General features: G+C 70.4%; 23 protein-coding genes and 3 pseudogenes. 12 read left to right on the top strand and 14 right to left on the bottom strand.

Going from position 1 to position 21443, the window contains the following annotated elements:
• Window positions 1–40: 40 nt before the first annotated feature.
• A pseudogene (locus tag ACWC21_RS36865) lies at window positions 41–247 on the top strand (SDR family NAD(P)-dependent oxidoreductase); the annotation flags it as partial.
• A gap of 153 nt (window positions 248–400) precedes the next feature.
• On the opposite strand, the gene ACWC21_RS36870 reads toward ACWC21_RS36865, so the two are convergent.
• The 5 genes from ACWC21_RS36870 to ACWC21_RS36890 all read right to left on the bottom strand — a co-directional run bounded on the left by ACWC21_RS36870 (window position 401) and on the right by ACWC21_RS36890 (window position 7537).
• Window positions 401–1252 carry an alpha-L-rhamnosidase N-terminal domain-containing protein gene (locus tag ACWC21_RS36870; RefSeq protein ID WP_450888524.1) on the bottom strand — a complete coding sequence of 284 codons (852 nt, stop codon included), beginning with the start codon at window positions 1250–1252 and terminating at the stop codon, window positions 401–403.
• 63 nt (window positions 1253–1315) lie between these two features.
• Window positions 1316–4345 (bottom strand): family 78 glycoside hydrolase catalytic domain, encoded by a 3030-nt coding sequence (locus tag ACWC21_RS36875; RefSeq protein WP_450888587.1) that lies wholly within the window; start codon window positions 4343–4345, stop codon window positions 1316–1318.
• A 125-nt stretch (window positions 4346–4470) separates the two neighbouring features.
• Entirely contained in the window at window positions 4471–5739 is a 1269-nt protein-coding gene (locus ACWC21_RS36880) for an ABC transporter substrate-binding protein (protein ID WP_450888526.1), read from the bottom strand.
• A gap of 35 nt (window positions 5740–5774) precedes the next feature.
• A complete protein-coding gene (locus ACWC21_RS36885; RefSeq protein ID WP_450888528.1) occupies window positions 5775–6596 on the bottom strand; it encodes a carbohydrate ABC transporter permease in 822 nt (273 codons plus the stop codon).
• Window positions 6593–7537 carry a carbohydrate ABC transporter permease gene (locus tag ACWC21_RS36890; RefSeq protein WP_450888530.1) on the bottom strand — a complete coding sequence of 315 codons (945 nt, stop codon included), beginning with the start codon at window positions 7535–7537 and terminating at the stop codon, window positions 6593–6595. Before ACWC21_RS36890 ends, ACWC21_RS36885 begins: the two co-directional genes overlap by 4 nt.
• A gap of 330 nt (window positions 7538–7867) precedes the next feature.
• On the opposite strand from ACWC21_RS36890, the gene ACWC21_RS36895 reads away from it, so the two are divergent.
• Complete coding sequence (locus ACWC21_RS36895) at window positions 7868–8905, top strand: LacI family DNA-binding transcriptional regulator (protein ID WP_450888531.1); 1038 nt, start codon at window positions 7868–7870, stop codon at window positions 8903–8905.
• A 509-nt stretch (window positions 8906–9414) separates the two neighbouring features.
• Here the strand turns inward: ACWC21_RS36895 and ACWC21_RS36900 are convergent.
• Entirely contained in the window at window positions 9415–10548 is a 1134-nt protein-coding gene (locus ACWC21_RS36900) for an FAD-dependent oxidoreductase (RefSeq protein WP_450888533.1), read from the bottom strand.
• 180 nt (window positions 10549–10728) lie between these two features.
• Between ACWC21_RS36900 and ACWC21_RS36905 the strand changes: the two genes are divergently transcribed.
• Entirely contained in the window at window positions 10729–11355 is a 627-nt protein-coding gene (locus ACWC21_RS36905) for a TetR/AcrR family transcriptional regulator (RefSeq protein WP_450888535.1), read from the top strand.
• A gap of 114 nt (window positions 11356–11469) precedes the next feature.
• Window positions 11470–11658 (top strand): annotated as a pseudogene (locus ACWC21_RS36910) (IS256 family transposase); the annotation flags it as partial.
• Between the two features lie 298 nt (window positions 11659–11956).
• On the opposite strand, the gene ACWC21_RS36915 reads toward ACWC21_RS36910, so the two are convergent.
• The 7 genes from ACWC21_RS36915 to ACWC21_RS36945 form a co-directional block, all read right to left on the bottom strand.
• Window positions 11957–12556 (bottom strand): transposase, encoded by a 600-nt coding sequence (locus ACWC21_RS36915; RefSeq protein WP_450888537.1) that lies wholly within the window; start codon window positions 12554–12556, stop codon window positions 11957–11959.
• An 88-nt stretch (window positions 12557–12644) separates the two neighbouring features.
• On the bottom strand, window positions 12645–12833 hold the full coding sequence (locus ACWC21_RS36920) for a hypothetical protein (RefSeq protein ID WP_450888539.1): 189 nt from the start codon (window positions 12831–12833) through the stop codon (window positions 12645–12647).
• 173 nt (window positions 12834–13006) lie between these two features.
• Window positions 13007–13438, bottom strand: coding sequence for an STAS domain-containing protein (locus ACWC21_RS36925; protein ID WP_450888541.1), 432 nt, complete (start codon window positions 13436–13438; stop codon window positions 13007–13009).
• Between the two features lie 422 nt (window positions 13439–13860).
• The gene (locus ACWC21_RS36930) at window positions 13861–14292 is read right to left on the bottom strand and encodes a DUF5994 family protein (RefSeq protein ID WP_450888543.1); all 432 of its coding nucleotides are present in this window, start codon (window positions 14290–14292) and stop codon (window positions 13861–13863) included.
• 216 nt (window positions 14293–14508) lie between these two features.
• Entirely contained in the window at window positions 14509–14874 is a 366-nt protein-coding gene (locus ACWC21_RS36935; protein WP_450888544.1) for a hypothetical protein, read from the bottom strand.
• On the bottom strand, window positions 14874–15515 hold the full coding sequence (locus tag ACWC21_RS36940; protein WP_450888546.1) for a hypothetical protein: 642 nt from the start codon (window positions 15513–15515) through the stop codon (window positions 14874–14876). The genes ACWC21_RS36935 and ACWC21_RS36940 overlap by 1 nt, the downstream gene beginning before the upstream one ends.
• Entirely contained in the window at window positions 15506–16096 is a 591-nt protein-coding gene (locus tag ACWC21_RS36945) for an RNA polymerase sigma factor (RefSeq protein ID WP_450888547.1), read from the bottom strand. The genes ACWC21_RS36940 and ACWC21_RS36945 overlap by 10 nt, the downstream gene beginning before the upstream one ends.
• A gap of 154 nt (window positions 16097–16250) precedes the next feature.
• Here ACWC21_RS36945 and ACWC21_RS36950 point away from each other — a divergent pair, with 154 nt between their 5' ends.
• From ACWC21_RS36950 to ACWC21_RS36980, 7 genes and pseudogenes are all read left to right on the top strand, one after another.
• Window positions 16251–16736, top strand: coding sequence for an Asp23/Gls24 family envelope stress response protein (locus tag ACWC21_RS36950; RefSeq protein ID WP_450888589.1), 486 nt, complete (start codon window positions 16251–16253; stop codon window positions 16734–16736).
• A gap of 73 nt (window positions 16737–16809) precedes the next feature.
• A complete protein-coding gene (locus tag ACWC21_RS36955; RefSeq protein ID WP_450888591.1) occupies window positions 16810–16980 on the top strand; it encodes a hypothetical protein in 171 nt (56 codons plus the stop codon).
• Window positions 16977–17384: an Asp23/Gls24 family envelope stress response protein gene (locus ACWC21_RS36960; RefSeq protein ID WP_450888549.1), complete on the top strand. Its 408-nt coding sequence runs from the start codon at window positions 16977–16979 to the stop codon at window positions 17382–17384. The genes ACWC21_RS36955 and ACWC21_RS36960 overlap by 4 nt, the downstream gene beginning before the upstream one ends.
• 52 nt (window positions 17385–17436) lie before the next feature.
• Window positions 17437–18123, top strand: coding sequence for a DUF6286 domain-containing protein (locus ACWC21_RS36965; protein ID WP_450888551.1), 687 nt, complete (start codon window positions 17437–17439; stop codon window positions 18121–18123).
• 29 nt (window positions 18124–18152) lie between these two features.
• Entirely contained in the window at window positions 18153–18761 is a 609-nt protein-coding gene (locus ACWC21_RS36970; RefSeq protein WP_450888553.1) for an alkaline shock response membrane anchor protein AmaP, read from the top strand.
• An 85-nt stretch (window positions 18762–18846) separates the two neighbouring features.
• Window positions 18847–19002 carry a DUF6131 family protein gene (locus ACWC21_RS36975; RefSeq protein ID WP_450888555.1) on the top strand — a complete coding sequence of 52 codons (156 nt, stop codon included), beginning with the start codon at window positions 18847–18849 and terminating at the stop codon, window positions 19000–19002.
• A 239-nt stretch (window positions 19003–19241) separates the two neighbouring features.
• Window positions 19242–19628: pseudogene (locus ACWC21_RS36980) on the top strand (PP2C family protein-serine/threonine phosphatase); the annotation flags it as partial.
• Window positions 19629–19690: 62 nt separating this feature from the next.
• Here the strand turns inward: ACWC21_RS36980 and ACWC21_RS36985 are convergent.
• The gene (locus ACWC21_RS36985; RefSeq protein WP_450888557.1) at window positions 19691–20296 is read right to left on the bottom strand and encodes a DUF5994 family protein; all 606 of its coding nucleotides are present in this window, start codon (window positions 20294–20296) and stop codon (window positions 19691–19693) included.
• 355 nt (window positions 20297–20651) lie between these two features.
• Between ACWC21_RS36985 and ACWC21_RS36990 the strand changes: the two genes are divergently transcribed.
• A complete protein-coding gene (locus ACWC21_RS36990; protein ID WP_450888559.1) occupies window positions 20652–21344 on the top strand; it encodes a DUF5994 family protein in 693 nt (230 codons plus the stop codon).
• Window positions 21345–21443 lie beyond the last annotated feature (99 nt).

A 21443-nucleotide genomic window follows, 5' to 3' on the forward strand; every position in this document is an offset into this window, starting at 1 on the left:
CCCGCCCGCACCGCGCAGAACACACCCTGGAGCAACCGCCATGAACCCCACGTACGACTTCACCGGCCAGGTCGCCTTCGTCACCGGCGCCAGCTCCGGCATGGGCCTGACCACCGCCCGCGCCTTCGCCGCCTCCGGCGCCGCCGTCGCCCTCGCCGACATCGACGAGACAGCTGTGAACGCGGCGGCGCAGGACCTCACCGACGCGGGCCACCAGGCCCTCGCCCTGGTCTGTGACGTCAGCGAGGTCGGCCCGCAGCGGCGTGGTGTCCCGTGGGGTCGAGGTGGAGCTGAGCTCGACCAGGGACGCGTTCCGCCACTGAGGCCCGTCCAGCTTGACCGCAGAGGTGGGAGCGGTCGCGGACCGGCGGGCGTCGTACTCCTCGCCGCTCCACCACGACTAGTAGGTGGTCGGACCGAGGGCCGTCCGCCAGGACGGGTCCGTGGCGACGGTCTCGCGGCGGCCGTCCGCGTAGGTGATCTCCAACTGGGCGATGGCCTTCGGCTCGCCGTAGACGGTGTATGACTCCAGGCGGCCGCCGAAGAAGTAGTGCCCGGGCGTCTTGACCCGTTGGTAGGCCCCGCTGCCCGTCTCGATGCCCAGGGTGTTGACGCCGTCGCGCAGTTGGCGGGTGAGGTCGTAGGTGTGGTAGTCGACCTCGGCCGAGTACGTCGTCTGGCCCGGCTCCAGCACGTTCGCACTGACGGCTTTCCCGTTGAGGGAGGTGGCGTACATGCCCAGGCCGGTCATGTACAACCGGGCCTTGGCCACCTTGCCGTGCACGGCGAACGACTTGCCGAAGACGGGCAACGGTGAGACCGAGCCGTCCGGCCGCGTGTAGTCGTAGGCCGGCGAACTCCACGGCGAGACGCGACCGGCGCCGTCCCACACCCGAACCTGCCAGGCGACCGCCTCCCGGGCGGTGAGCGCGCCGGTGAAGGGGATGCCGGCGGACGAGGCCGAGATGACCCGGCCCGTTCGCCAGACGTCGGCCCGCCCTTTGCGGAGTGCGTCCACCGAGTGCGCTGCCCTGATCTCGTAGGCGGTCTGCGGGCTTCCCGCCGAACGCCAGGACAGCAGGGGCGCGCGGTCGTCGAGGCCGATGGGATGGACCTTGTTCTCCGTCTTGAGGTCGACGGCGGACAGGGGTGCGGGTCTGGATGTCCGGGGTGCGGCCTGGGCCTGGCCTGCCAGGGTGAGTGCCAGTGCGGCCGCGACGGCGGCTGCGGCACTGGTGCGGGTGCCTTTCACAGGGATTTTCCTTCGAGTGGTATGAAACGTTTCACAAAGGGGGTGGAAGAGAGCCGCACGATGTCAGCGGAGCCTGCTCGTCAGCCGGTACGCCCCGGACGGCAGCCGGTACGAGGCCACGCCGTCCGCATGTCCGGTGAACCGCACGCCGTCCACCTGTGCCAGCGGAGTGCGCCCTTCGCGGACGGAGTCGGCCGCCACGGCCGGGAGGCGCAGGGTGGCCTCGCTGTTCGCGGGGACGGCCGCCTCGTACGACAGCGCCGCGCCGCCGTCCGTCACCCGCCACTCGCTCCTGATCTCCCCGTAGGGCGACTCGTGGGAGCCGGTGACACGGGTGATCTTCCCGCTCGGGTCGAGGTGGGGCTGGAGGAGGAAGTGCTTGAAGCCGGGGCTGTCCGGGTCGCGGGCAATGCCCGCCATGTAGGCGTACATCCACTCCATGACCGTGCCGTAGGCATAGTGGTTGAAGGAGTTCATGCTGACCGGGCCGAAGCCGGCGTCCTTGGAGTACGAGTTCCAGCGCTCCCACACGGTGGTGGCGCCGTTCCTGACCGAGAACAGCCAGGAGGGCAGGGCGTCCTGGTGCAGCAACCTGTACGCCAGGTCCGCGCGGCCCTCGTCGCTGAGGACGGGAGCGAGGACGTTGACGCCCAGGAAGCCGACGGAGAGGGTGTTCTCCGCGCACTTCGTCCGGCTGCTGTCCCGATGGGCCGCCTTGTAGGCCGCGTCGTTGCCGATGTTGTCCGCCAGGTGTCCGACGAGGGCGCGGCGTTGGGTCTCGGTGTCGTAGAAGCCGAGTTTCAGCACCCACAGCAGGGCTGTCTGGGTGTTGTCCTCGGTCTTCTGGTGGGGGTCGGAGCCCGGTTCGATCGGGGAGGCGTCGCCGAGGCTGGACTTCACCGTGACCGTGCCGTCCTCGGTGCTCAGGTACTTGGTGACGAACGCCTTCTTGATGTTTCCGAAGAGCTGCTCGTACGTCGCCGCCTCCGCCGGGCGGCCGATGGCTCGCGCCAGGTGTGCCATGAGGCGGGCGGCGTAGCCGTAGTAGACGTCACTCATGAGCTGGGCGCTGGTCTTCTGCGGGGCGAGCCAGTCGCCGGTGAGGGAGCCCTGGCCGGCGTAGGTGTCACCGGTCTGCCGGCGGATCCAGTCCAGGTAACGGGTCATGGCGGGCCAACTGGCCTCCACGACGGCCGTGTCACCGGTCATCTGCCACAGCGTCCAGGGAAGGATGACCCCGCAGTCGGCCCAACCACTGCCGCCACCGGGGAAGTTGTAACGCCCGCTCGGGGCGACCCCGGTGAACTGGGCCTTGTCCTGCCCGTAGATGGTCTGGGAGTCGATGACGGTGTTCTGGAAGTGGCTGAGGAAGGGGCCGGCGTCGGCGTTGTACAGGCCGGTGGCGGAGAAGACCTGGGTGTCCCCGGTCCAGCCGAGGCGTTCGTCGCGTTGCGGGCAGTCGGTGGGCACCCAGAGGTAGTTGCCGCGCTGGCCCCAGCGGATGTTACTGATGAGCTGGTTGGTGTCGGCGTCGTCGGTGGTGACGCTGCCGGTCTCACGGATCGCGGAGGTGGCGACCTTGCCGGTCAGACCGGTGATGGTGACCGTGTCGGTCGCGGTGACGGAGACGTACCGGAAGCCGTAGAAGGTCAGCGAGTCCTGATGGGTCTCCCCCGACCGGTCACCCTTGAGGATGTAGAGGCTCGTGGCCTTGGCGCTGCGGAGGTTGGCACGGTAGAGGGAGCCTTCGGGCCCGTCCGCGCCGGGACTGTCGTCGTTGAGCATCTCGCCGAACTGGAAGGTGACCCGGGTGCCGGACGGGCCGCGCAGGGTGTAGCGGGGGACGCCGACCATGTTCTGGCCCAGGTCGAAGACGGCGGTTTCGCCGGGACCGATCGTGGTCCGCGCGATGGCCGCGCCGTGCGGGTCGGTCACCGTGCGGTCGGGGTCGACGACGATACGGCCCTTGCCCTCGCCGGTCACTCCGGTGTACACGGTGATCGACTGCGGCCGCCGGTCCCAGCGGCTCATCAGCCGGGCGGTCTCGGCCGGATACGCGAGGACTCGGACATCCGGGTAGTTGGTCTCGAAGGGGATGCGTTCCGTGTCCGTCCAAGCGGAGTCGTCGAAGCGCGACGCCGTCCAGCCGGGCAGTTCCCTTCGGGCGTCGTAGGTCTGGCCGTCGTAGATGTCGTCGGCCCGGTAGGGACCGGTGTCGGTGGCCTTCCAGGAGCCGTCCGGCCGGGTGACGACGGACCGGGTGGTCCCGTCGGCGTAGCGGATCAGCAGCATGGCCTTGAGGGCCAGAGGATTGCCGTCCTTCGAGTAGTACGTACTGCCTTCGGAGATGCGGCCGTTGTACCAACCGTTGCCGAGGACAACGGCCAAGGTGACGACCGGTTCGCGGACCACGAGGTGGGTGACGTCGTAGGTGAGGTAGTTGACGCGCGCGTCGTAGTTCGTCCAGCCCGGGGGGAGCAGTTCGAGCGTGGTGCCGTCGTCCTGCGGGACGGTCACGCGCTGACCGCTGACGTAGGCGTCGTAGACCCCGAGGGCGGAGATGTAGAGGCGTGCCTCGCTGACCCGGCTCCGTAGTCGTGCCTCGGTACGCAGCATCGGTGCTCCAGGCGAGTTGGGCGTCTTGCCCTTCATCCCGATCCATTGGGCACCGTCCCAGCCGGTGACGCCGTCCGTGCTCATCAGGCCCGTCTCGAACCAGGCCACTGGTCCTCTGCCGACCAGCCGTCCCTCGGAGTCCCAGACGGTGACGGCCCAGTGGTAGCGGGTCGAGGCTTTGAGGGGCTCTCCCCGGAAGGGGACGGCCACCGATTGCGCCGACCGGATGCGGCCGCTGCTCCAGACGTCGGCGCGGCCACCCGTCAACCTGCCCGGCGAGGAAGCCACTTGGATCTCGTAGGCACCCTGGGCCAGACCCCGGCCGACCGAACGCATCCGCCAGCCGAAGCGAGGGCAGGCGGCGTCCACGCCGAGCGGATCGGTACGGTGCTCCACTGTCAGTCCGTACACCACGCCGTCCTCCACGGGGTGAGCCGGTGCGGCCGCCGCGGGCGTGCCGCTGATCGCGGCGGCCATCACCGGCACCGCGCCGGCAGTCGTCACGAGCACGGTGCGCCGGCCAGGTCCCGTCCGTCGTTCGCCGACTCCGTCACGTATTTCATCGCTCACTCTGTTCGTCCCTTCGGTTACCGGCAGCGCGTTCACGAACCGGCCTTGTAGTCGACGTCCATTTCCCTGAGGAGCTGCTGGGGCGTGGACTGCCCGCTGAAGATCTCCTGGAGGCCGCTGAGCATGGTCTGCTGTACCTTGACGTTGGGCCAGCGCTGGTCCATGAACGGCACGGTGCGGTCGCTGCGGATGAACTGCGCCAGTTCGGTGAGGGAGGGGTCGGCCTTGAAACCCGTGTCCGGGAGAGAGGGCAGGCCGCCCTGCTTCTCGACGAACAGGTTCATCCCCTGCGGCGACATCACGAAGTTCACGAACTTCAGGGCCAGTCCGGGGTCCTTGGCCTTGGCGTTCACTCCGTAGCCGGCACCCGCCGCAGCCGGAATGACGGTCTCGGCCGGATCGTCGGTGGCGGGGAGGGGCTTGAGGTTGAAGGTGCCAGCGGGGTTCTTCTGCTTGAGCAGGGCGATCACCCAGTTGCCCTGGACGATGCCGAGAGTCCTGCCCGTGGCGGCGAGCTGCTGGCTGGCCTCGTAGTTGGTGCCGAGCGGGTTCTGCTGGAAGCAGCCGGTCTTCTGCATGGTCAGGTACTTGTCCAGCGCGGTGTTCCACGGGGACTCCGCGAAGGTGGCCTGTCCGGCCTGCATCTTCTGGTCGAAGTCGCGGCCCGGGCCGTAGACGGTCGTGGCGACCAGGGCGTACAGCACGAGCTGGGTGACCCAGTTGTCCTGGATGCCCAGCGCGAAGGCAGGGGTTCCCTTGGCTTTGGCTGCCCGGCAGAAAGCCAGCAGCTTCGTCCAGGTGTCCGGCGGGGTGAGTCCGGCTTTCGCCATGGCCTGCTGGTTGTAGACCGCGCCGATGCCGTTCTGGCCGAAGGTCGCGGTGTACGTCTTGCCCTCGTACTGGGCGACCGACTTGATCGCCGGGGGCATCCTGGCGGCCCAGGGCTGATCGGACAGATCGCGCAGATAGCCCGGCTTGGCTAGGACGGAGGTGGAGCCGGGGTTGCCGTTGCCCGGCCACACCGACATCACGTCCGGCGCCGTGCCGGACGAGAGCTGCGTGCGGATCTGCTGCTGGTACTGGTCGGCGCCGCTGGTGGTGTAGCGGACCTTGACACCGGGGTTGGCCTTCTCGAACGCCTTGACGACGTCTTCGACCGATCCCTGGTCGACGGAGGCGAGTGTCAGCGTCTTGGAACCGTCGCCACCGGTGCCCCCCGCCTTGGTCCCTCCGCTGCAGGCGGCCAGCAGGGCGGCGGCTGTCGTCGCGGCGACCACGGCCGTGAGTGTGCGTGTCTTCATGGTGGTGTCTCCCTTGCGGGGAAGCTGAGCGGGGCTCAGCCCCGCAGCCCTCCGGCGAAGCCGTTGATGATGCTGCGCTGCAGCAGGAAGTAGACGAGCAGGACGGGCACGATGCTGATCACCAGGGCGGCGAAAATGAGGTTCCAGTCGGTCACGTACTGGCCGACGAATCCGGCGATGGCGACCGGCATGGTCTGCTGGGCGCTGCCGCTGAGGTACAGCAGCGGGGTGAAGAAGTCGTTCCAGACCGCCACCGCGTTGAGTACCAGCGCCGTCACGGTGATCGGCTTGAGCATGGGCAGGACGACGTACCGGAAGCCCTGCAGCGGGGTGCAGCCGTCAATCAGAGCGGCGTCCTCGAAGTCGCGTGGCAGGGCCCGCAGGAAGCCGACGTAGAGGAAGACGGTGAACGGCACCTGGAGGCCGGAGTAGAACAGGACCAGGGCCCCGGGGGTGCCGAGCAGGCCCAGGTCGCGCATGGTCTGGTACAGCGGGAGGGAGGCGAGCTGGAAGGGCAGCACCAGGCCGAGGAGGACGAGGAGGTAGGTTCCCCTCGACCAGCGGGCCGTGACCCGCGCCAGCGGGTAGGCGGCGAGTGAGGAGACGGCAAGTACGATCGCCACGCTGCACACCGTCACCAGCACGCTGTTGGCCAACGCCCCGCCGAGCGCGCCTTGCTGCCAGGCGTGGGTGAAGTTCTCCAGGGTCGGCGAGGCGGTGGGCCGCAGCGGGGAGGAGACGTCCGAGGCCGGTCGCACAGCGAGGTTGACCAGGACGTACACCGGGAAGCCGACAACCAACGCAACGGCGATCATGACGAGTTCGAGAACGAGGGTGCGGGGGCGGTAGCGGTTCACGAAGCGGCCCTCTCGCTGCGCGACAGCACGAAGTACTGCCCGGTCGACGCGACGGCCACGATGATCGTCAGCACCACCGCGAGAGCGATGCTGTAGCCGAACTCGCCGAGGGTGAAGGCGTCCTTGTAGATGAGGGTCGACAGCGTGTCGGTCGCGTGCCCGGGGCCGCCGCCGGTCAGCGCGTACACCTGGTCGAAGAGTTTGATGCCACCGATGATCGACAGCATCAGGTTGATGGTGAAGGCCGGGGCCAGCAGGGGCCTGGTCACCGACCAGAAGCGGCGCACCGGTCCCGCCCCGTCGAGGGCCGCCGCTTCATGGATCTCCCGGGGCACTGACTGCAGTCCCGCGAGGAAGATGACCATCGAGTAGCCCGCGAACTGCCACACGATCACTCCGACCACCGCCCAGAGAGCCAGGTTCGGACTGCCCAGCCAGTCCAGCCGCCAGCCGTCGAGGCCCACCGCCCCGAGCAGGCTGTTGACCGCACCGTCCGGACCGAGCAGGTTGCGCCACAGGTAGGCGGTCACGATCGGGGTGATCACGGCCGGGGCGAACAGCAGCACTCGCAGCAGATTGCGGGATTTGATGGCCGAGTTGACGCCCAGGGCCAGCAGCAGGCCGACCGCGTTCTGGACGACCGTGATCGACACCGCGATCAGCAGCGTGTGCCAGACCGCCTGCATCGCGTCGCCGTCACGGAGCATGTCGGTGAAGTTGCCCAGGCCCACCCAGCCGTAGTGGGGATCGAGGCCGTCCCAGTCGGTGAAGGCGTAGTACACGCCACGTGCGCTCGGGACGAGGACGACGAAGGCCAGGAGGAGCAGAGCCGGCGCCATGAACCACCACGGAGGCGTGGTGCGGGCACGGACGGAGGCGGCCGGGGCACGGTCCGGAGGGTGGTCGCGATCCGGGAATTGGGCGTTCGGGGCGAGGGTCACGGGCGGACCTGCTTCCTTGAAACGTTTCAAAGAGACCCCGGTGGGGGTGCACCGGCCAGGCGGGGTGAGGCAACTGCCGACTTCTTGGGTTGTGGAGGGCGGACGACACCGGAGGACGACCCTCCGGCAACCCTGTGAGCAACGTTTCCCACGGGTTCTGCCAGACCCTAGAGAGCGCCCTGCGTGACGTCAAGATGCCGCACACGCTGCACAGATGTTACGGAAAAGCCTCGAACCGGCCCACCCTCCGGCCGTGATCGCCCCTTACCGAGCTGGAGGGTCACCCGTACACTTTCCGCCAACGTTGCCCACGCGTCGAAGGAAGGCCGCATGAAGCCGCCCGCCTCACCCCGCCGCGTCACCATCGTCGACGTCGCCCGGCACGCCCAGGTATCCACCACCGCCGTGTCCAAGGTCCTGCGCAACGCCTACGGAGCGAGCCCGCAGATGCGGGCGAAGGTGCGCCGCGCGATCGACGAACTGGGCTACCGCCCCCTGGCAGCGGCACGGGGACTGCGCGGGCAGACGTACACGATCGGCGTGATGCTGCCCGACATCCGCAACCCCTTCTTCCCCGAGATCCTCGACGGCATCACCGGCTGCCTGGCGGACACCGACTACCAGGTCCTGCTCGGCCCGGGGTGCGGCGAGAAGGAAGAGGCCGGTGTCATCGAAGCCCTGATCGACCGAGGCATGGACGGCCTCGTCCTGGTCGCCCCCGTCTCGACACGCTCCCATCTCGAACAGGTCGCCACCGCCGTACCGACCGTGGTGGTCGGCCGTCACGGGAACTCCCCCGCCTACGACACCGTCGCGAACGACGACGTGGCGGGCGCCGCCCTGGTCGTCGGCCACCTCGCCAAACTCGGCCACCGTCGGATCGCCCACATCGAGCACCACGAGCCCGACCCCACTCGCAGCGTCGAGATGCCCAACGCCCAGCGCGCCGACGGCTACCGGCAGGCCATGCGCGACCTCGGCCTGGAAGCCGAGATCGACGTCGTCTCGACCAGCTACACGCAGCAGGGCGGATACGCGGGCGCGAATCAGCTACTCACCCGCCCGATCAGGCCCACAGCTGTCTTCGCGGGAGCGGACGTCGTCGCCATGGGTGTCCTGGAGGCGGTGTCCGAAGCCGGGCTTACGGTACCGGGCGATCTCTCGGTGGCCGGCTACGACAACACGACCTTCGCCGCGCTCGGCCCGATCTCCCTGACGAGCGTCGACCAGGCAGGGCGAGAGATCGGCAAGAACGCGGCCCGCCTGCTGCTGGAACGGATCGCGGACCGCGGCAAACCCTCGGTCCAGATCAAGCTCTCCCCCACGCTGGTCCCGCGCCGCACCACCGCCGCCCGACCGTCGGCGTAGGCCCGGAGCCACAGCGGCGTTCAACCATTCGATTGAACGCCCTTCCCCCGTCTGTCGGTTCGTCGATCCGTATGGACGACGCGGTTCCCGGCTTCTTCGGACCCGACTGGCGAACGCCCATGCTGCCCGGGCCCGTTCGCCTCCCCTCAGCCGAGGGGTCTCCTCGCATGTCCGGCTCCCCCAGCAGACGACGTGTCCTCACCACCGGGGCGGGCGCCGCCCTCGACACTCGCAGGACGTCGAGGAGCTTCCTCAATCGGCTTGACGCGACATAGCAGCCTCGGGGGAGGCGATGAGCCTGATCCTGGCACGCCGATTCGCCGTGGCGGGTCGGGGTGAGGGGAGACGGGACCCGGGAGGGCACGGCAGTGGGCGGCGAGCGGCGGGCGAACGTCGTTGGCGAGCGCCTGCCGTTCGGGCGAACCGGGCCGCTCAGGACTGGCTCAGCACTCCCGTCCCACCGGTCAGGGCCGTCACGCCGGACGACTCCGATCGGTGCTGGGAGATGCTCAGTGGTGGTCGGTGGTGGCGAAGTCGGGCAGTTCGGCGGAGAGCAGGTCCTCGGCGGCACCGTCGAGGAGCTGGGCTGTCTCCGTGGAGCGGGGGAGCATGGTGTTCTCGTAGGCTCGGATGGCTTGGTCGACCGTGTTGTGGTGTGCGATGGCGAGTGCGAGTTCGCAGGCGTCCAGCATGGCGAGGTTGACGCCTACGCCGAGCGGGGGCATGAGGTGGGCGGCGTCACCGATCAGGGTCACCGTGGGGTTGTGCTCCCAGGTGTGAGGGACGGGCAGGGCGAAGATCGGGCGGTCGACGTAGGGGCCGTCGTTGTCGGTGATGAGCTTGCGCAGGCGGGGTGACCAGTCGCGGTAGCGCTCCAGGAGGTGGGCGCGGATGCCGCTGGTGTCCTGGAGGGTCAGGCCGGCGGCGGTGATCCAGTCGGCGGGGACGCGCTGGATGATGTAGACGCGGATGTGGTCGCCGCTGTTGCGCTGGGCGAACAGGCCGCGCTCGCCGTCGGCTGCGGCGGCGCTGCCCGGGCCGACGAGCTCGGCGATGTCGGGGTGCTGGATCGACACGTCGTGGAACCAGGCTTCCAGGAAGCTCACGCCGCTGTACCGGGGCGTGGCCCGGGAGAGGGCACGGCGGACCTTGGACCACGCGCCGTCGGCGCCGATGACAAGGTCGCATTCGATGGTGGTGCCGTGGGTGAAGTGCAGCCGTCGGGGGCCTTCGGCGGGGCCGCTGACGGTCTGCAGGGTGTGGTCCCAGCGTACGGTGCCGGGCTGAAGCGAGTTGAGCAGGATATCGCGCAGTCGGCCGCGGTCGATCTCCGGCTTGAACCGCTCGTCCTGCTCGGGGATGTGGTGGAAGAGGATCGTGCCGGCCCGGTCCATCTGACGCATCTCCTGTCCTTCGTGGCGGGCCAGTCGGAAGAACTCCTCCAGGAGGCCGGCCTCGCGGAGGGCGATCTGGCCGTTGTCGGCGTGCAGGTCGAGGGTGCCGCCCTGGTCGCGGGCGTCGGGGCCGGTGTCGCGGTCGTAGACCGTGGCCGTGATGCCGTGCTTCTGGAGGATGCGGGCACAGGTCAGGCCGCCGGGGCCGGCGCCGATGACGGCGATGCGGGGTGCGGGAGTGGTGCTCATGGTCTGCTCCGTTCGTGTGCCTGGCGATGGCGTGACCGCTGAGTCGGCGGGAGGGCGGGGTCTCGTCGACAAGAAGGACCGCGCGGTGCCTCGCGCCGCCGCTCCAGAAAAGCACACCAACCCAATAAGTACAACAACTCAACTTTTGAAGTTGGGCAACCGGATGGGTAGAGTGCCGGTATGACCAGCACTACGACCGACACCGCGGCGGATTCCTCTCCCGCCCCGATGGGGCGCCGCGAACGCAAGAAGGCCGCCACCCGCCAGGCCATCGCCGACGCGGCACTGCGCCTGTTCCTGGAGCGCGGTTACGACGCGGTCGGCATCCGCGAGATCGCGGAAGCCGCCGACGTGTCCACCACCACGCTGTTCAAGCACTTCCCGGTCAAGGAAGCTCTCGTCTTCGACGAGGACGCCGACCAGGAAAGCCGTCTGCTGGCGGCTGTCCGGGACCGGCCCGAGGGCCAGTCCATCCCCGCCGCACTGCGCGAACACGCCCTGACCACCCGGCTTGCCTCCGCCGACGGGGACACCGGATTCACCACCTTCACCCACCTGGTGGCCGACACCCCCGCACTGCGCGACTACGCCCAGAAGATGTGGCTGCGCCACACCACCGCACTCGCGCAGGCCATTGCCGAGGAGAGCGACCTTGCCGCAGGAGACCCCGTCTGCACCGCCCTGGCGCACTTCGCCCTCGAAGCCCCCCGTGCGGCCTACACCTACGACAACCCCCGTCAGGCCGTCATCCGGGCCTTCGATCTCCTGGAACACGGCTGGAGCGCACTCTCCCGACGGGAAGCGTAAGGAAGCGCGTTGCGCGCAACGGCTCGCGAGACCTGGCCATGTCCGAGGCAAGTCCACGCGCCACGCCACTCAAAAGCGCCTCCAGCGTGTTCCGCGACGGTCGGATCGGCGCGAGACGAGAAGGGCCACCGCCTTGTCGTGCGCAATGGCTACCACCAGCCGCGCAAGGTGACCACGGCGGCCGGTATGGTCGAGGTGAAGGCGCCGCGGGTGAACGACAAGCGCATCGATGAGGCGACGGGCGAGCACAAGCGGTTCTCCTCGGCGATCCTGCCTCCGTGGTGCCGCAAGTCGCCGAAGATCCTGACCAGCCGTACGGCGAAGCCCCGCCGCAGACCGGCCGGGCTTCGTCGTGCAGTCAGCTATCACGCGCGAATCACAGACCCCGTGGACACCCTCCTGGCACGGGTTACCGAAAATGGACATAAACGTCCGCATAGGACTGGATGGACGGCCCTGGACGGCTTCTACGACATGTGCCATGTGGTACCCAGTGAGAGACCCAGGATCAGGACCGGAGCGTCTTCTGGCCCGTCAAAGCGGTATTGCAGGGTGTTCGGGGGTGTCTCACTCACGCCCCAGACCCTCCTCCCGACTGCCCCTATGACGGGGGTTGCAACTGCACAGGTCTGACCAGGTGGAAGACCTCCCGGGCCGCGTAGCGCTTGAGGCTTCGGACTATCTCGCGCCGGGTTTTGCCCTCCTTGCTGCGGCGTTCGTAGTAGTTCTGGGTGCGCGGGTCGACGCGCAGGCGGGTCTGCACGATCCGGTGCAGGGCCGCGTTCGCTTGCCGGTCGCCGCCCCGGTTGAGGCGCCGGTACTGCCGACTGCCCGAGGAACGCTCGACGGGGCTGACCCCGCACAGCGCCGCGAACGACGCCTCACTGCCCAGGCGTTCCGGGTTGTCCCCGATCGTGATCAGCAAAGTGACGGCCGTGTCCGGACCGATGCCCACCACCTCGAGCAGCTGCGGAGCTTCTCGCTCCACCAGCCGGGCCAGGCGGCCTTCCAAGTCCTGGACCTCTTCGCCGAGCTGCCTGATGCGCCGGGCCAGGAGACCGAGGGTGACGTGGGTGGCGTGAAGCACCGCCCCCTCGCCGGCCTCGTGGTTCAGGCTGTCGTCGACGAGCCCTGCCCAGGTGCGGAAGAGCTCTGCGTTGCCCAGTGGTGGACGGCTCGACCTTCGCCGACCTGAAGGCATGACGCCCCTTCGCTGATGGCTGGCGGCGATCCCCCGGGACGCCCGGGACTCGTCCGCCGGGCGCCCCGAAGGATGCCTCCACACCCCCTTACGCGAAAGGGCCACTGAGCACGGCCCGCCCGGCGGCCTGTGCGTCGATCCGGTCCGACTCATCGAGCAGCCGGCGGGCCGTGAGGTCGGGCCGGTTCACTTCGTACACCTGAACCTGCTGCCCCAGCAGGCAGCGGGACAGGCCCGCTCCGAAGGTGCCCGTGCCCTCCACACCGGCCCGGCGCACCGTCCCCCGCGTGCGGGTCCAGACGAGCAGCCGGCGGTAGCCGGCCGCCGTCGCCGGAAAGGACTCGGTTCACTGATCTCGGCACACCGGCATGGCCGGACCACAGCTGGGTGATTTTCCGAATCTCGCCCGGGCCGCGCTGCTTCACCAGGGCGGTCGATGACCCGTGCCGATCACCCGCCAGAGTCAGAACCCGGCGTAGGGATCATCCTGGGTGGGCGCGTGAGCCCTCGGTTTGGCGCTCCCGGCGTCAACGGCGGTGCGGAAGGCCGCGGCGGGAGGTCTCCCGGGTGGCCGTGGAGCAGAGTGCTGCTACCGGTGAGGGCGATGATTCGTGCCAGCGCCGGGGGCGGGTGGTGCAAACGCAGGGATCCGTCGGCCACGGTGGTGGCCCGCGACGCGTGAAGGAAGGCGTTGAGGCCGGTCACGTCGCAGAAGGTGACCGTGGTCAGGTCGACGTCGATGGTGCGGATGCCGTCGCGCAGGCATTGCCCCAGTGACTCGCGCACGACGTGCTCCGTGGTCAGATCGATCTCACCGGCCAGGGTGATCAGCGCCCGGTTGTTCCTGTCGTGCCGGTAGAGGGTCAGCAGGGGAATGGGCATGGCACCTCGGTTCAGAAGACGGACCTGGCAGCGCGAAGGACCGGACACGCGGCTCGTCGTGCACTCGGTACACGGTCGTACTCACGTTCGGAGAGGCGAACGGCCGCTTCAGCAGCCTGTGTTCCAGGCGCAGGCTCGGCTTGTCACCTCGGGGGATGCGCCGGCAATCGGACGGAGTCCACTACTGCGGACATCTGTGCGTGGTGAGCAGCCCCCTACGGAGCGCGCCCACCATGGTGACGTTCTCCCTGCCTGTCACTTTCCTACTGCCGGGGTGGGCACGTGCTCGGTGACCTCCGCGACAGGGGTACGTGCGGCATGTCCGCCTTCGGAGTCCCGGACCGCCTCCCAGACCGCCTCCCGGACCGAGCCCCGGTCGGCCGCTTCCTCTGCCACGGTCCGGAAGCGCTCGCCCCCATGGATCAGGCCGGTCGCCGGAGGGTCCGCGACCTGTCGGTGGCCGTGGCCATGAGCCGAGCCGCGGTGACCGGTTCTGTCTCCGGCGGGATGACCAGCAGGTCCCAGCGGCCGACGGCGTAGGAGAGCAGCAGCTTGTGCGGGTCTTGCCCGGCCTCGAACCAGCCGACGTGCACCACGTGCCCGTGAACGGGCACCTTTCGCGGGATGGCGGGCCAGAACCTGGGATTCACCGCTACCCGGGTGATCCGGCCCCACAGTGGGTCGAGGACCTCGATGAGTGCCGGAAGCTCCGCCGTAAGGTCGCGGGAGCGGGGCCACCAGGCACCGTCGATCAGTGCCGGAGCGGTGCCGAGGGGTGCCAGGACGAGTCGGAGGGGCGACGAAGAGAGATTTCGGTCCTCGTCCGCGGGCGTCGACAGAACAGTCGCGGTCATGCCACGGACCCAACCCCGGGCCGACCGTGGCCGACGCGGTTGTCGTGAATCGCCGAGAACGACGTCAGCGTGAAAGCCGGTGTACGGAATGCTCTCGGTAATCACCAGAGTACTCCCAGTCGGAGGCCGGCGGACCGTTGCGGCGACGGGCTGAACGGAGCACGAGGCGCAGGAGGCGGCGGAGCGACGGTTCGCGGTCCGTGCCAGCGCCTTTGCTCATGCCGCGTCGTGCCAGGCGGCGATACCGGTCACCGTGACTGAGACGGTGACCGGCTCCGCTGCACCGTGGGTGGCGAGGTGAGCGATGACGGCGGCAGCCACCCGGGCATGGACGTTCCGGGCGATGTCCAGCGCCCGCCGTCCCCTGGTCAGGACGCAGAGGACCTCGATGTGCCATCCCGAACCGTCCGGCGCCCGGTCGGCGCGAACGCCGGCCTCGGGCGGCGTCGGGTGGGGTGTGGTCTTCGCCCGGGCGGGCGCTGCGGCTGCCGCGAGGCGGGGTTGCAGGCCGGCCACGCCAGGGACCGCGAGGGCCGCCTCGGCCGCGACGCCGAGGAGCGCAGGGGTGCCGGTGGCGGTCATCACGTACCACCGCCGGTCGCGAGACCGGGGCCGAGGGGCGGCCACGGCTCCAGTACGTCGACCACGGTGATGTCGACGGCCGACACGGCGAGCCCCAGGTCCTGTCCGGCCGACTGGAGGACCGCTCGGCGTACCTGGTGGACCCGGTCGGGCAGCGGGCGGTCGAGAGCGGCGGCCAGGGTCATGGTCACCCGTACGTCGGTGCCCTCCCCCTCGGGTGCGAGACGGCAGCCCGCCGCCCTGGCACCGGGGACCGTGTTCATGGCCCGCCGCAGGACCTTCGCCGCGGCGCTCTCGGCAATCCGCAGGTCCCGGTCCGGGTCTGCCAGAGGCAGTAGCCGCCCGAGCCGTACCTCCGCCCTGACGATGTTCATGACGTGGTCGGCGAGGGCGTGCAGGCGGGGTGGGTTCTCGGCGCGCAGCGCGCGGGTGGCCGCGTCCACCGCGGCCAGTGCCTCGACGGCCTCGCGGCAGTATGGACAGGAGACGGTGTGCGGGTCCGCGGCCGGCAGCGCGTCATACTCCTGTTCCCAGACCCGGCTGAGCAGGCGGCCGCAAGGGAGTACCTCATCGCCCTCGAACGGGGGCCCGTCGGCTTCGGGCGGGTCTGAGGGCCGCGGGTGCGGGTCGTCTAGCGCCATGGGCCCATCGCCTCCTGCAGGGATCGGCGTGCCCTGAACAGCCTGCCGCGCACGGCCGGCTCAGTGGCCCGCGTCACGTGGGCGATCTCCTTGTACGACAGGCCCTGCACCTCCCGCAAGACCCAGCAGAGCCGCTGCCCTGCGTCCAGATCGCGGAGCGCACGGGACAGGGCGTCGGTGGCCTCCTCCTGCTCGGCGCACCGGGCGGGCTGGCTCCAGGCGTCTCCCGCCGCGGGCTCGGCGACGGCGTCCAGCGAGAGGGGCGGCGGTCGGCGCCGGCGCAGGGTCAGGCAGCGGTTGACGGTGATCCGGTACATCCAGGTGCCGAACTCCGCGCTGTGGCGGTATTCCGGCAGTCGCCGCCAGGCGCTGACGAAGGCGTCCTGAACGGCCTCCTCGGCATCCTGCGGATTGACGAGCATGCAGCGGGCCAGGGTGAGGAGGGACGAGCCGTGCCGCCGGACGAGGACGGCGAAAGAGTCCTCGTCCCCCTCGGCCGCCTGTACGGCCAGCAGCGCGTCCGGCAGGCCGCGCCCCAGCAGGTCGCGTTCCGGTGACGATGGGACAGCGTGTTCGATCATGACGCCCCCGCACAAGGCTTCGGACCACCCAAGTACCCCGCGGCTTCTGTGACTCACATCACATGCCGCACGCATGAGGAATGCGGCGTCCGACATGTCCAACCTTTCGACGGGCGCCACACCGGTGCCCGACCGACCGATCGAGGCGACCGCCATGACGGAGAACATCACCAGCGTCGGCGGGGGCGGCAGGCCCGATGCGGGCGTGAGCGCACTGAAGGGCCGTACCGGAGCCGGGACTCCGCCCGAGACACGGGGGAAGACCACCATCGCGGACGGCGTAGTGGCCAAGATTGCGGGCATGGCCGCCCGCGAGGTACCGGGCATCTACAGCCTGGGCGGGGGGATGGCCCGCGCCTTCGGCGCCATGCGGGAACGCGTTCCCGGTGGAGGAGGCGGAGGCGTCGCGCGAGGAGTGAAGGTCGAGGTCGGCGAGCGTCAGGCCGCGGTGGACCTGGACGTCGTCGTCGAGTATGGCGTCTCCATCGTCGACGTCGCCGGCGGCGTCCGCACCAATGTCATCAGCGCCGTGGAGCGGATGACGGGCCTGGAGGTCGTCGAGGTGAACATCGCCGTCGACGACGTCCACCTGCCCGACGACGAGGAAGAGGCCGCACCGGACGAGGGCCGCGTGAGGTGATCCACCGCCGGGCCCGGCAAGGGCGCGGCAGATCGCGCGCAGGGTGACGTACGTGCACGAGACGGGTGAGTGCATGATGAACGCAGCAACCACGGGCCTCGCGGCGGGCATGGCTCTGGGCTTCGCCGGGTATTTCGGCGGATTCTGGGCATTCCTGCTGGTTCTGGTCTTGGGCACGGCGGGCCTGATCGTCGGCCTCGCCCTGCAGGGCGACCTCGACGTCCGGTCACGGAGGCGGCGGTGAAGGCCCGGCCCGGTTCCACCGGCGAGGCGTCGGGCCCACCGGCGCCGGCCGCCGGCCCGCCGCCCCCGGCCGAGCGGGGCGCCACCGTCATCCCCGACAGGGTGGTCGCCCGTATCGCCACGCAGGCGGCCCGCACGGCCCAGTCGCGGCGTGCAGCCGTACCGCCGGACCGGGGCGGGCCGACGGCACCCAGCGCCTCCGCCGCCGTCCGTACCGGATCGGTGCGCCTGCACCTGGCCCTGGACCTGCCCTACCCCACCGACATCCCCCGTGTCTGCGAGCGGATCCAGCACGACGTCGCCGAACGGGTGGCCCAGCTGACCGGCTTGCGGGTGGGCGAGGTCACCCTCACCGTCCGGCGGCTGATAACCGCCGCCGAAGCGAGCCGGGGGCGAGTCCGGTGAGCAGCCCCGCGGCACGGGGCGCCGGTCCCGCCGCGCGGGAAGGGGGAGCACGATGACACCCGACCCCGGTCCTCCCGGGCGCGGCTCCGCGCCGTCCGCGCACCGCGCCACGGTGCCGCTGACGAAGGAGCCCGATCCACCCGAACGCGACGGGTCCCGCCGTGACCTCACGGCCGGTGAGCGCGACGGCGGGCACCGGGCCCACCGGCCGTGGTCCGCGCGCCGCATCCCGGCCGCGCTGGTCGCCTCGGTGATCCTCGTGGCGGCGGTCGCGGCGCTGGTCGACGTCATCGCCGTACGGGCGGGACGCCCGGCGGCGACCTGGCGACGGCATCTGGCCGACGAACTGGCCACCCGCCCCGTGGACGACGTGTGGATGCTCACGGGAGCCGCCGTGGCCGCCGCCGTCGGTGTCTGGCTGATCGTCCTGGCCCTCACCCCTGGCCTGCGCCACTGGCTGCCCCTGCGCTCACCCGTCGGCTGCCCCCGGCTGCGGGCCTCCCTGGACCGTGACGGGGCCGCCGACCTGCTGCGTGACGCCGCGATGCGGGTCCCCGGCGTCGGCGCGGCGCGCGTCCGGGTGCGCCGCCACCGCATCAAAGCGCGCGCGGACGTCCGCTTCCGTGACCCCCGGCAGGTGAGGGACGACCTCACCGCCGTCCTCGATGAGGAATGCGACCGGCTGGCCCTCGCCCGTCCTCCCCGCATCGTCGTACGCCCGCGGCGACGCACCGACTGACCGACACCCGCAGCACCGGAGCCCGCACCATGACGCAGCGATCCGTCTGCAACCGCAGTCTGCTGGCCCTCGCCGGACTGGTCCTGCTCGGCGGCGGGCTGCTGATCCTCTTCGCCGGACTCGACCTCTACCGGCGACTCGATCTGATCCCGCCCGCGGGCTGGCCTCTGGCCGGCCCGGCCGACGTCCTGCTCGGCTCCGCCGACCGGGCACGTTGGAGCAACCAGGGCTGGTGGTGGTGGCCCGCGGTCATCGCCGCCCTCGTCCTCACCGCCCTGCTCGCCCTGTGGTGGCTGCTCGCCCAGCTGAGCCGACACCGCCCCGGCTCACTGCCCGTCGGCGGCACACCTCCGCAGGAGGGTGTCGAACTGCGCGACCGCGCACTCAGCGAAGCGATCGCGAACGAAGCCGGTGCCCTGCCAGGGGTAGGCCGTGCGGCCGTGCTCATCACCGGCCGACCGGGCCGCCACCGCACCCGCATCAGGCTCACCCTCACCCCCGAGGGCACGCCCGGCGCCACTCTCGGTGCCCTGTGCGAAGGCCCGATCGGCACCGCGCGTCGGTCCACCGGCCTCACCGACATGCCCGCCGAGGTCCGCCTAGAGGTCAGCCGCCACGGACCACACCGCGTGGAGTAAGGAGCAGATCGGCCGTTCCCGCCGACGCCCTTGCGGCCCACCGCGGTTCGCGGGCGCGCTGGCACCACTCCCCGAAGGAGAGATCATGATCATCCTGGGCGTCATACTGCTCGTCGTCGGCTTCCTCACCGGCCTGTCCATCCTGTGGACCATCGGGATCATCCTGCTGGTCGTCGGAGCCATCCTGTGGATCCTCGGCGCGACGGGACACGCCGTCGCCGGCCGACGCCACTACTGGTAGTCGGAATCGTCGCCCTGCAGGGCAGTGATCCAGGCTGCGGGCAGGCCGGCAGACGTCGCGGACCCCACCCAGACGGCCGCGGCGGCGGACGACGACGGCGGAGAGGTCGATCCGCCTGAGGCCGCCGCCGGTGCCGGTCAGCCGCCGCGGCTCGGACGCGGGGCGCCCGGTGGCCGTTGCCGGTCCTCGCCGCACGAGCGCACGGCCGAGTCGTTGGGGAGTCGGTGGATCGGCCCCTGTGGGTCAACGCCGGGCATCCCGCTGCTCTGCTGATCCGTGGACACCGTGTGGTACGACGGCTGCAGGGCCCGACGACGCTGCCCGTCGGCTTCGGCGGTCACGATCCCCGGATCAGTGAAGTGGCTCCCACCCCCGGCGACCGGATCCTGTGCTTCACCGACGGACTGATGGAGGAGCGCGATGTCGGCGGTGAGGAATTCGGTGAGGAGCAACTCATCGGGTGGGTGAACCGCCTTGAGCCCACGGCGCAGCAGATCCGGACGGTGGCGCGCTCCCTCTCCCACACGCTGCGACGGGCGCGGGGCGGGATCACGACGGACGATGCGACGCTCCTGCTGATCGAATGGCGCGGGAACGCCACCGACCACCTCGCCCTCCCGGAGTGAGCCGGCCTCCCACCCCCGGGGAAAGGCCGACGACGCGCAGCCTTTCCCCCACCGCCGATCTCTCACACTCCTGCTGCCGTGGTGGGCCCGTGACCGGTGACCGGTCCGTCAGGAGTGCGTGAGGCGGGGTGGGGGCCGTCGTGTCCGCCTTCGGAGTCCCGGACCGCCTCCCCGAGTGAGTCCGAGTCGGCCGCTGCCTCTGCCGCGGCCCGGAAACGTTCGGCCTCATGGATCAGGCCGGTCGCCGTGAGGCTCCGTGACGGGTCGGTGGCCGCGGCCATGAGCCGGGCCGCGGTGGCCGGGGCTGTCTCCGGTGGGATCACCAGCAGGTCCCAGCGGCCGAAGGTGCAGGACAGCAGCAACAGCTTGTGCGGATCCTGCCCGGCGTTGGACCAGCCGACGCGCACCATGTGGCCGTGCGCGGGCACTTCCCCCGGAATGACCGGCCAGAACGTGCGGCTCACCGCTACCCGGGTGGTCCGCCCCCACAGCCGGTCGAGACATTCGACGAGCGCCGGGAGCTGCTCCGTCAGGTTGCGCGAACGGGGCCACCAGGCACCGTCGATCAGGGCCGCAGGGGCACCGGCCGACGCCAGCGCGAGTCGGAGCGGTGACGAAGAAGGGGCCCGGCCTCCGACTGCGGGTGTGAACGGAATGGTCGCGGTCATGGCGGGGACCCAACCCCGGGCCGGTCACGGCCGGCCCGGTTGTGATGAATCGCCGAGAACGACCCGGCGTGGAAGCCGGTGTACGAGATGCTCTCGGTAATCACCAGGATACTCCCCGCCCGCGCCCGGCGGACCGATGGGGAGCGACGGGTTGAACGAAACACGGGGAACACCTCCCGCGCAATACAGCCAAGGAGCGCCGGCCAGGGCATGCGAGCCGTCGGGCGTGAGACCGGTCCGGTAGCCGGCGCGCGACGTGCCCCCGGCGCCCTGAGCCCACTTCCCGCCGGTATCGACAGCCGCTTCACGGAACGCGGCGGCGCCTCCACAACCGCCCCGGCGTGTGCGGAGTACCGTGGACAGCACCGAGGGCATTTCGCACACCGGCTTCCACGCCGGGTCGTTCTCGGCGAGAGACGAAACCCGGGGCGCCGCCAAGGCGGCCCGGAGACGGGTCCGCATCATGTCGGCGCCCCTGCACCAACTCCTGCCACACCACGAGCCCGTCGCAGCCCCGGCCGCGCGTCTCGCGCTGAAGACCGACGGCCCGTCGCGCGGCCTCCTGGACGGTGCCTGGTGGCCCCGCTCCCGGGACCTGCTGAGCGAGCTGCCCGCACTGACCGATGTGCTGGACCCTCTGTGGGGCCGCATCACCCGCATCGCCGTCAACCCGAAGTACTGGCCGGTCATCCCGCACGAGATCCCCGTGGGCGGTCATGTCGTCAAGGTCGGATGGTTCACCCCGGAGATCGACCCGCACAAGCTGCTCCTGCTCTCCTACGGCACCGGCCGCTGGGACCTGCTGGTCATCCCACCCGAGACCGAGACGAAGTCGGCGGACCGCCTGATGGCGGCCGCGTCCGACTACGACGGCCCACCGCTGACCGCAAGCGCTCTCATGGCCGCGGACGAGACCCGGCACGCCGTCTCCGCCGCCGACCGGCCACTCGAACCCGACGAGGCAGGGAAGTACGGGGAGGACGGCCCCGCCTCAGCGGCCGTTCCGGCAGGGACGGATCGCGCCAGTCGCCTGGTCATCGGCATGTGAGACGGCCGCCCCGACCGGTGCCTTCCCGGGTTTCGGCCCTGCCTCGCGAACCGGCGCAGGCACATGCAGGGGTCTCGACCGACGGATCCCCGCCCCCGT

The sequence above is a fragment of the Streptomyces sp. NPDC001348 genome (assembly GCF_053597535.1).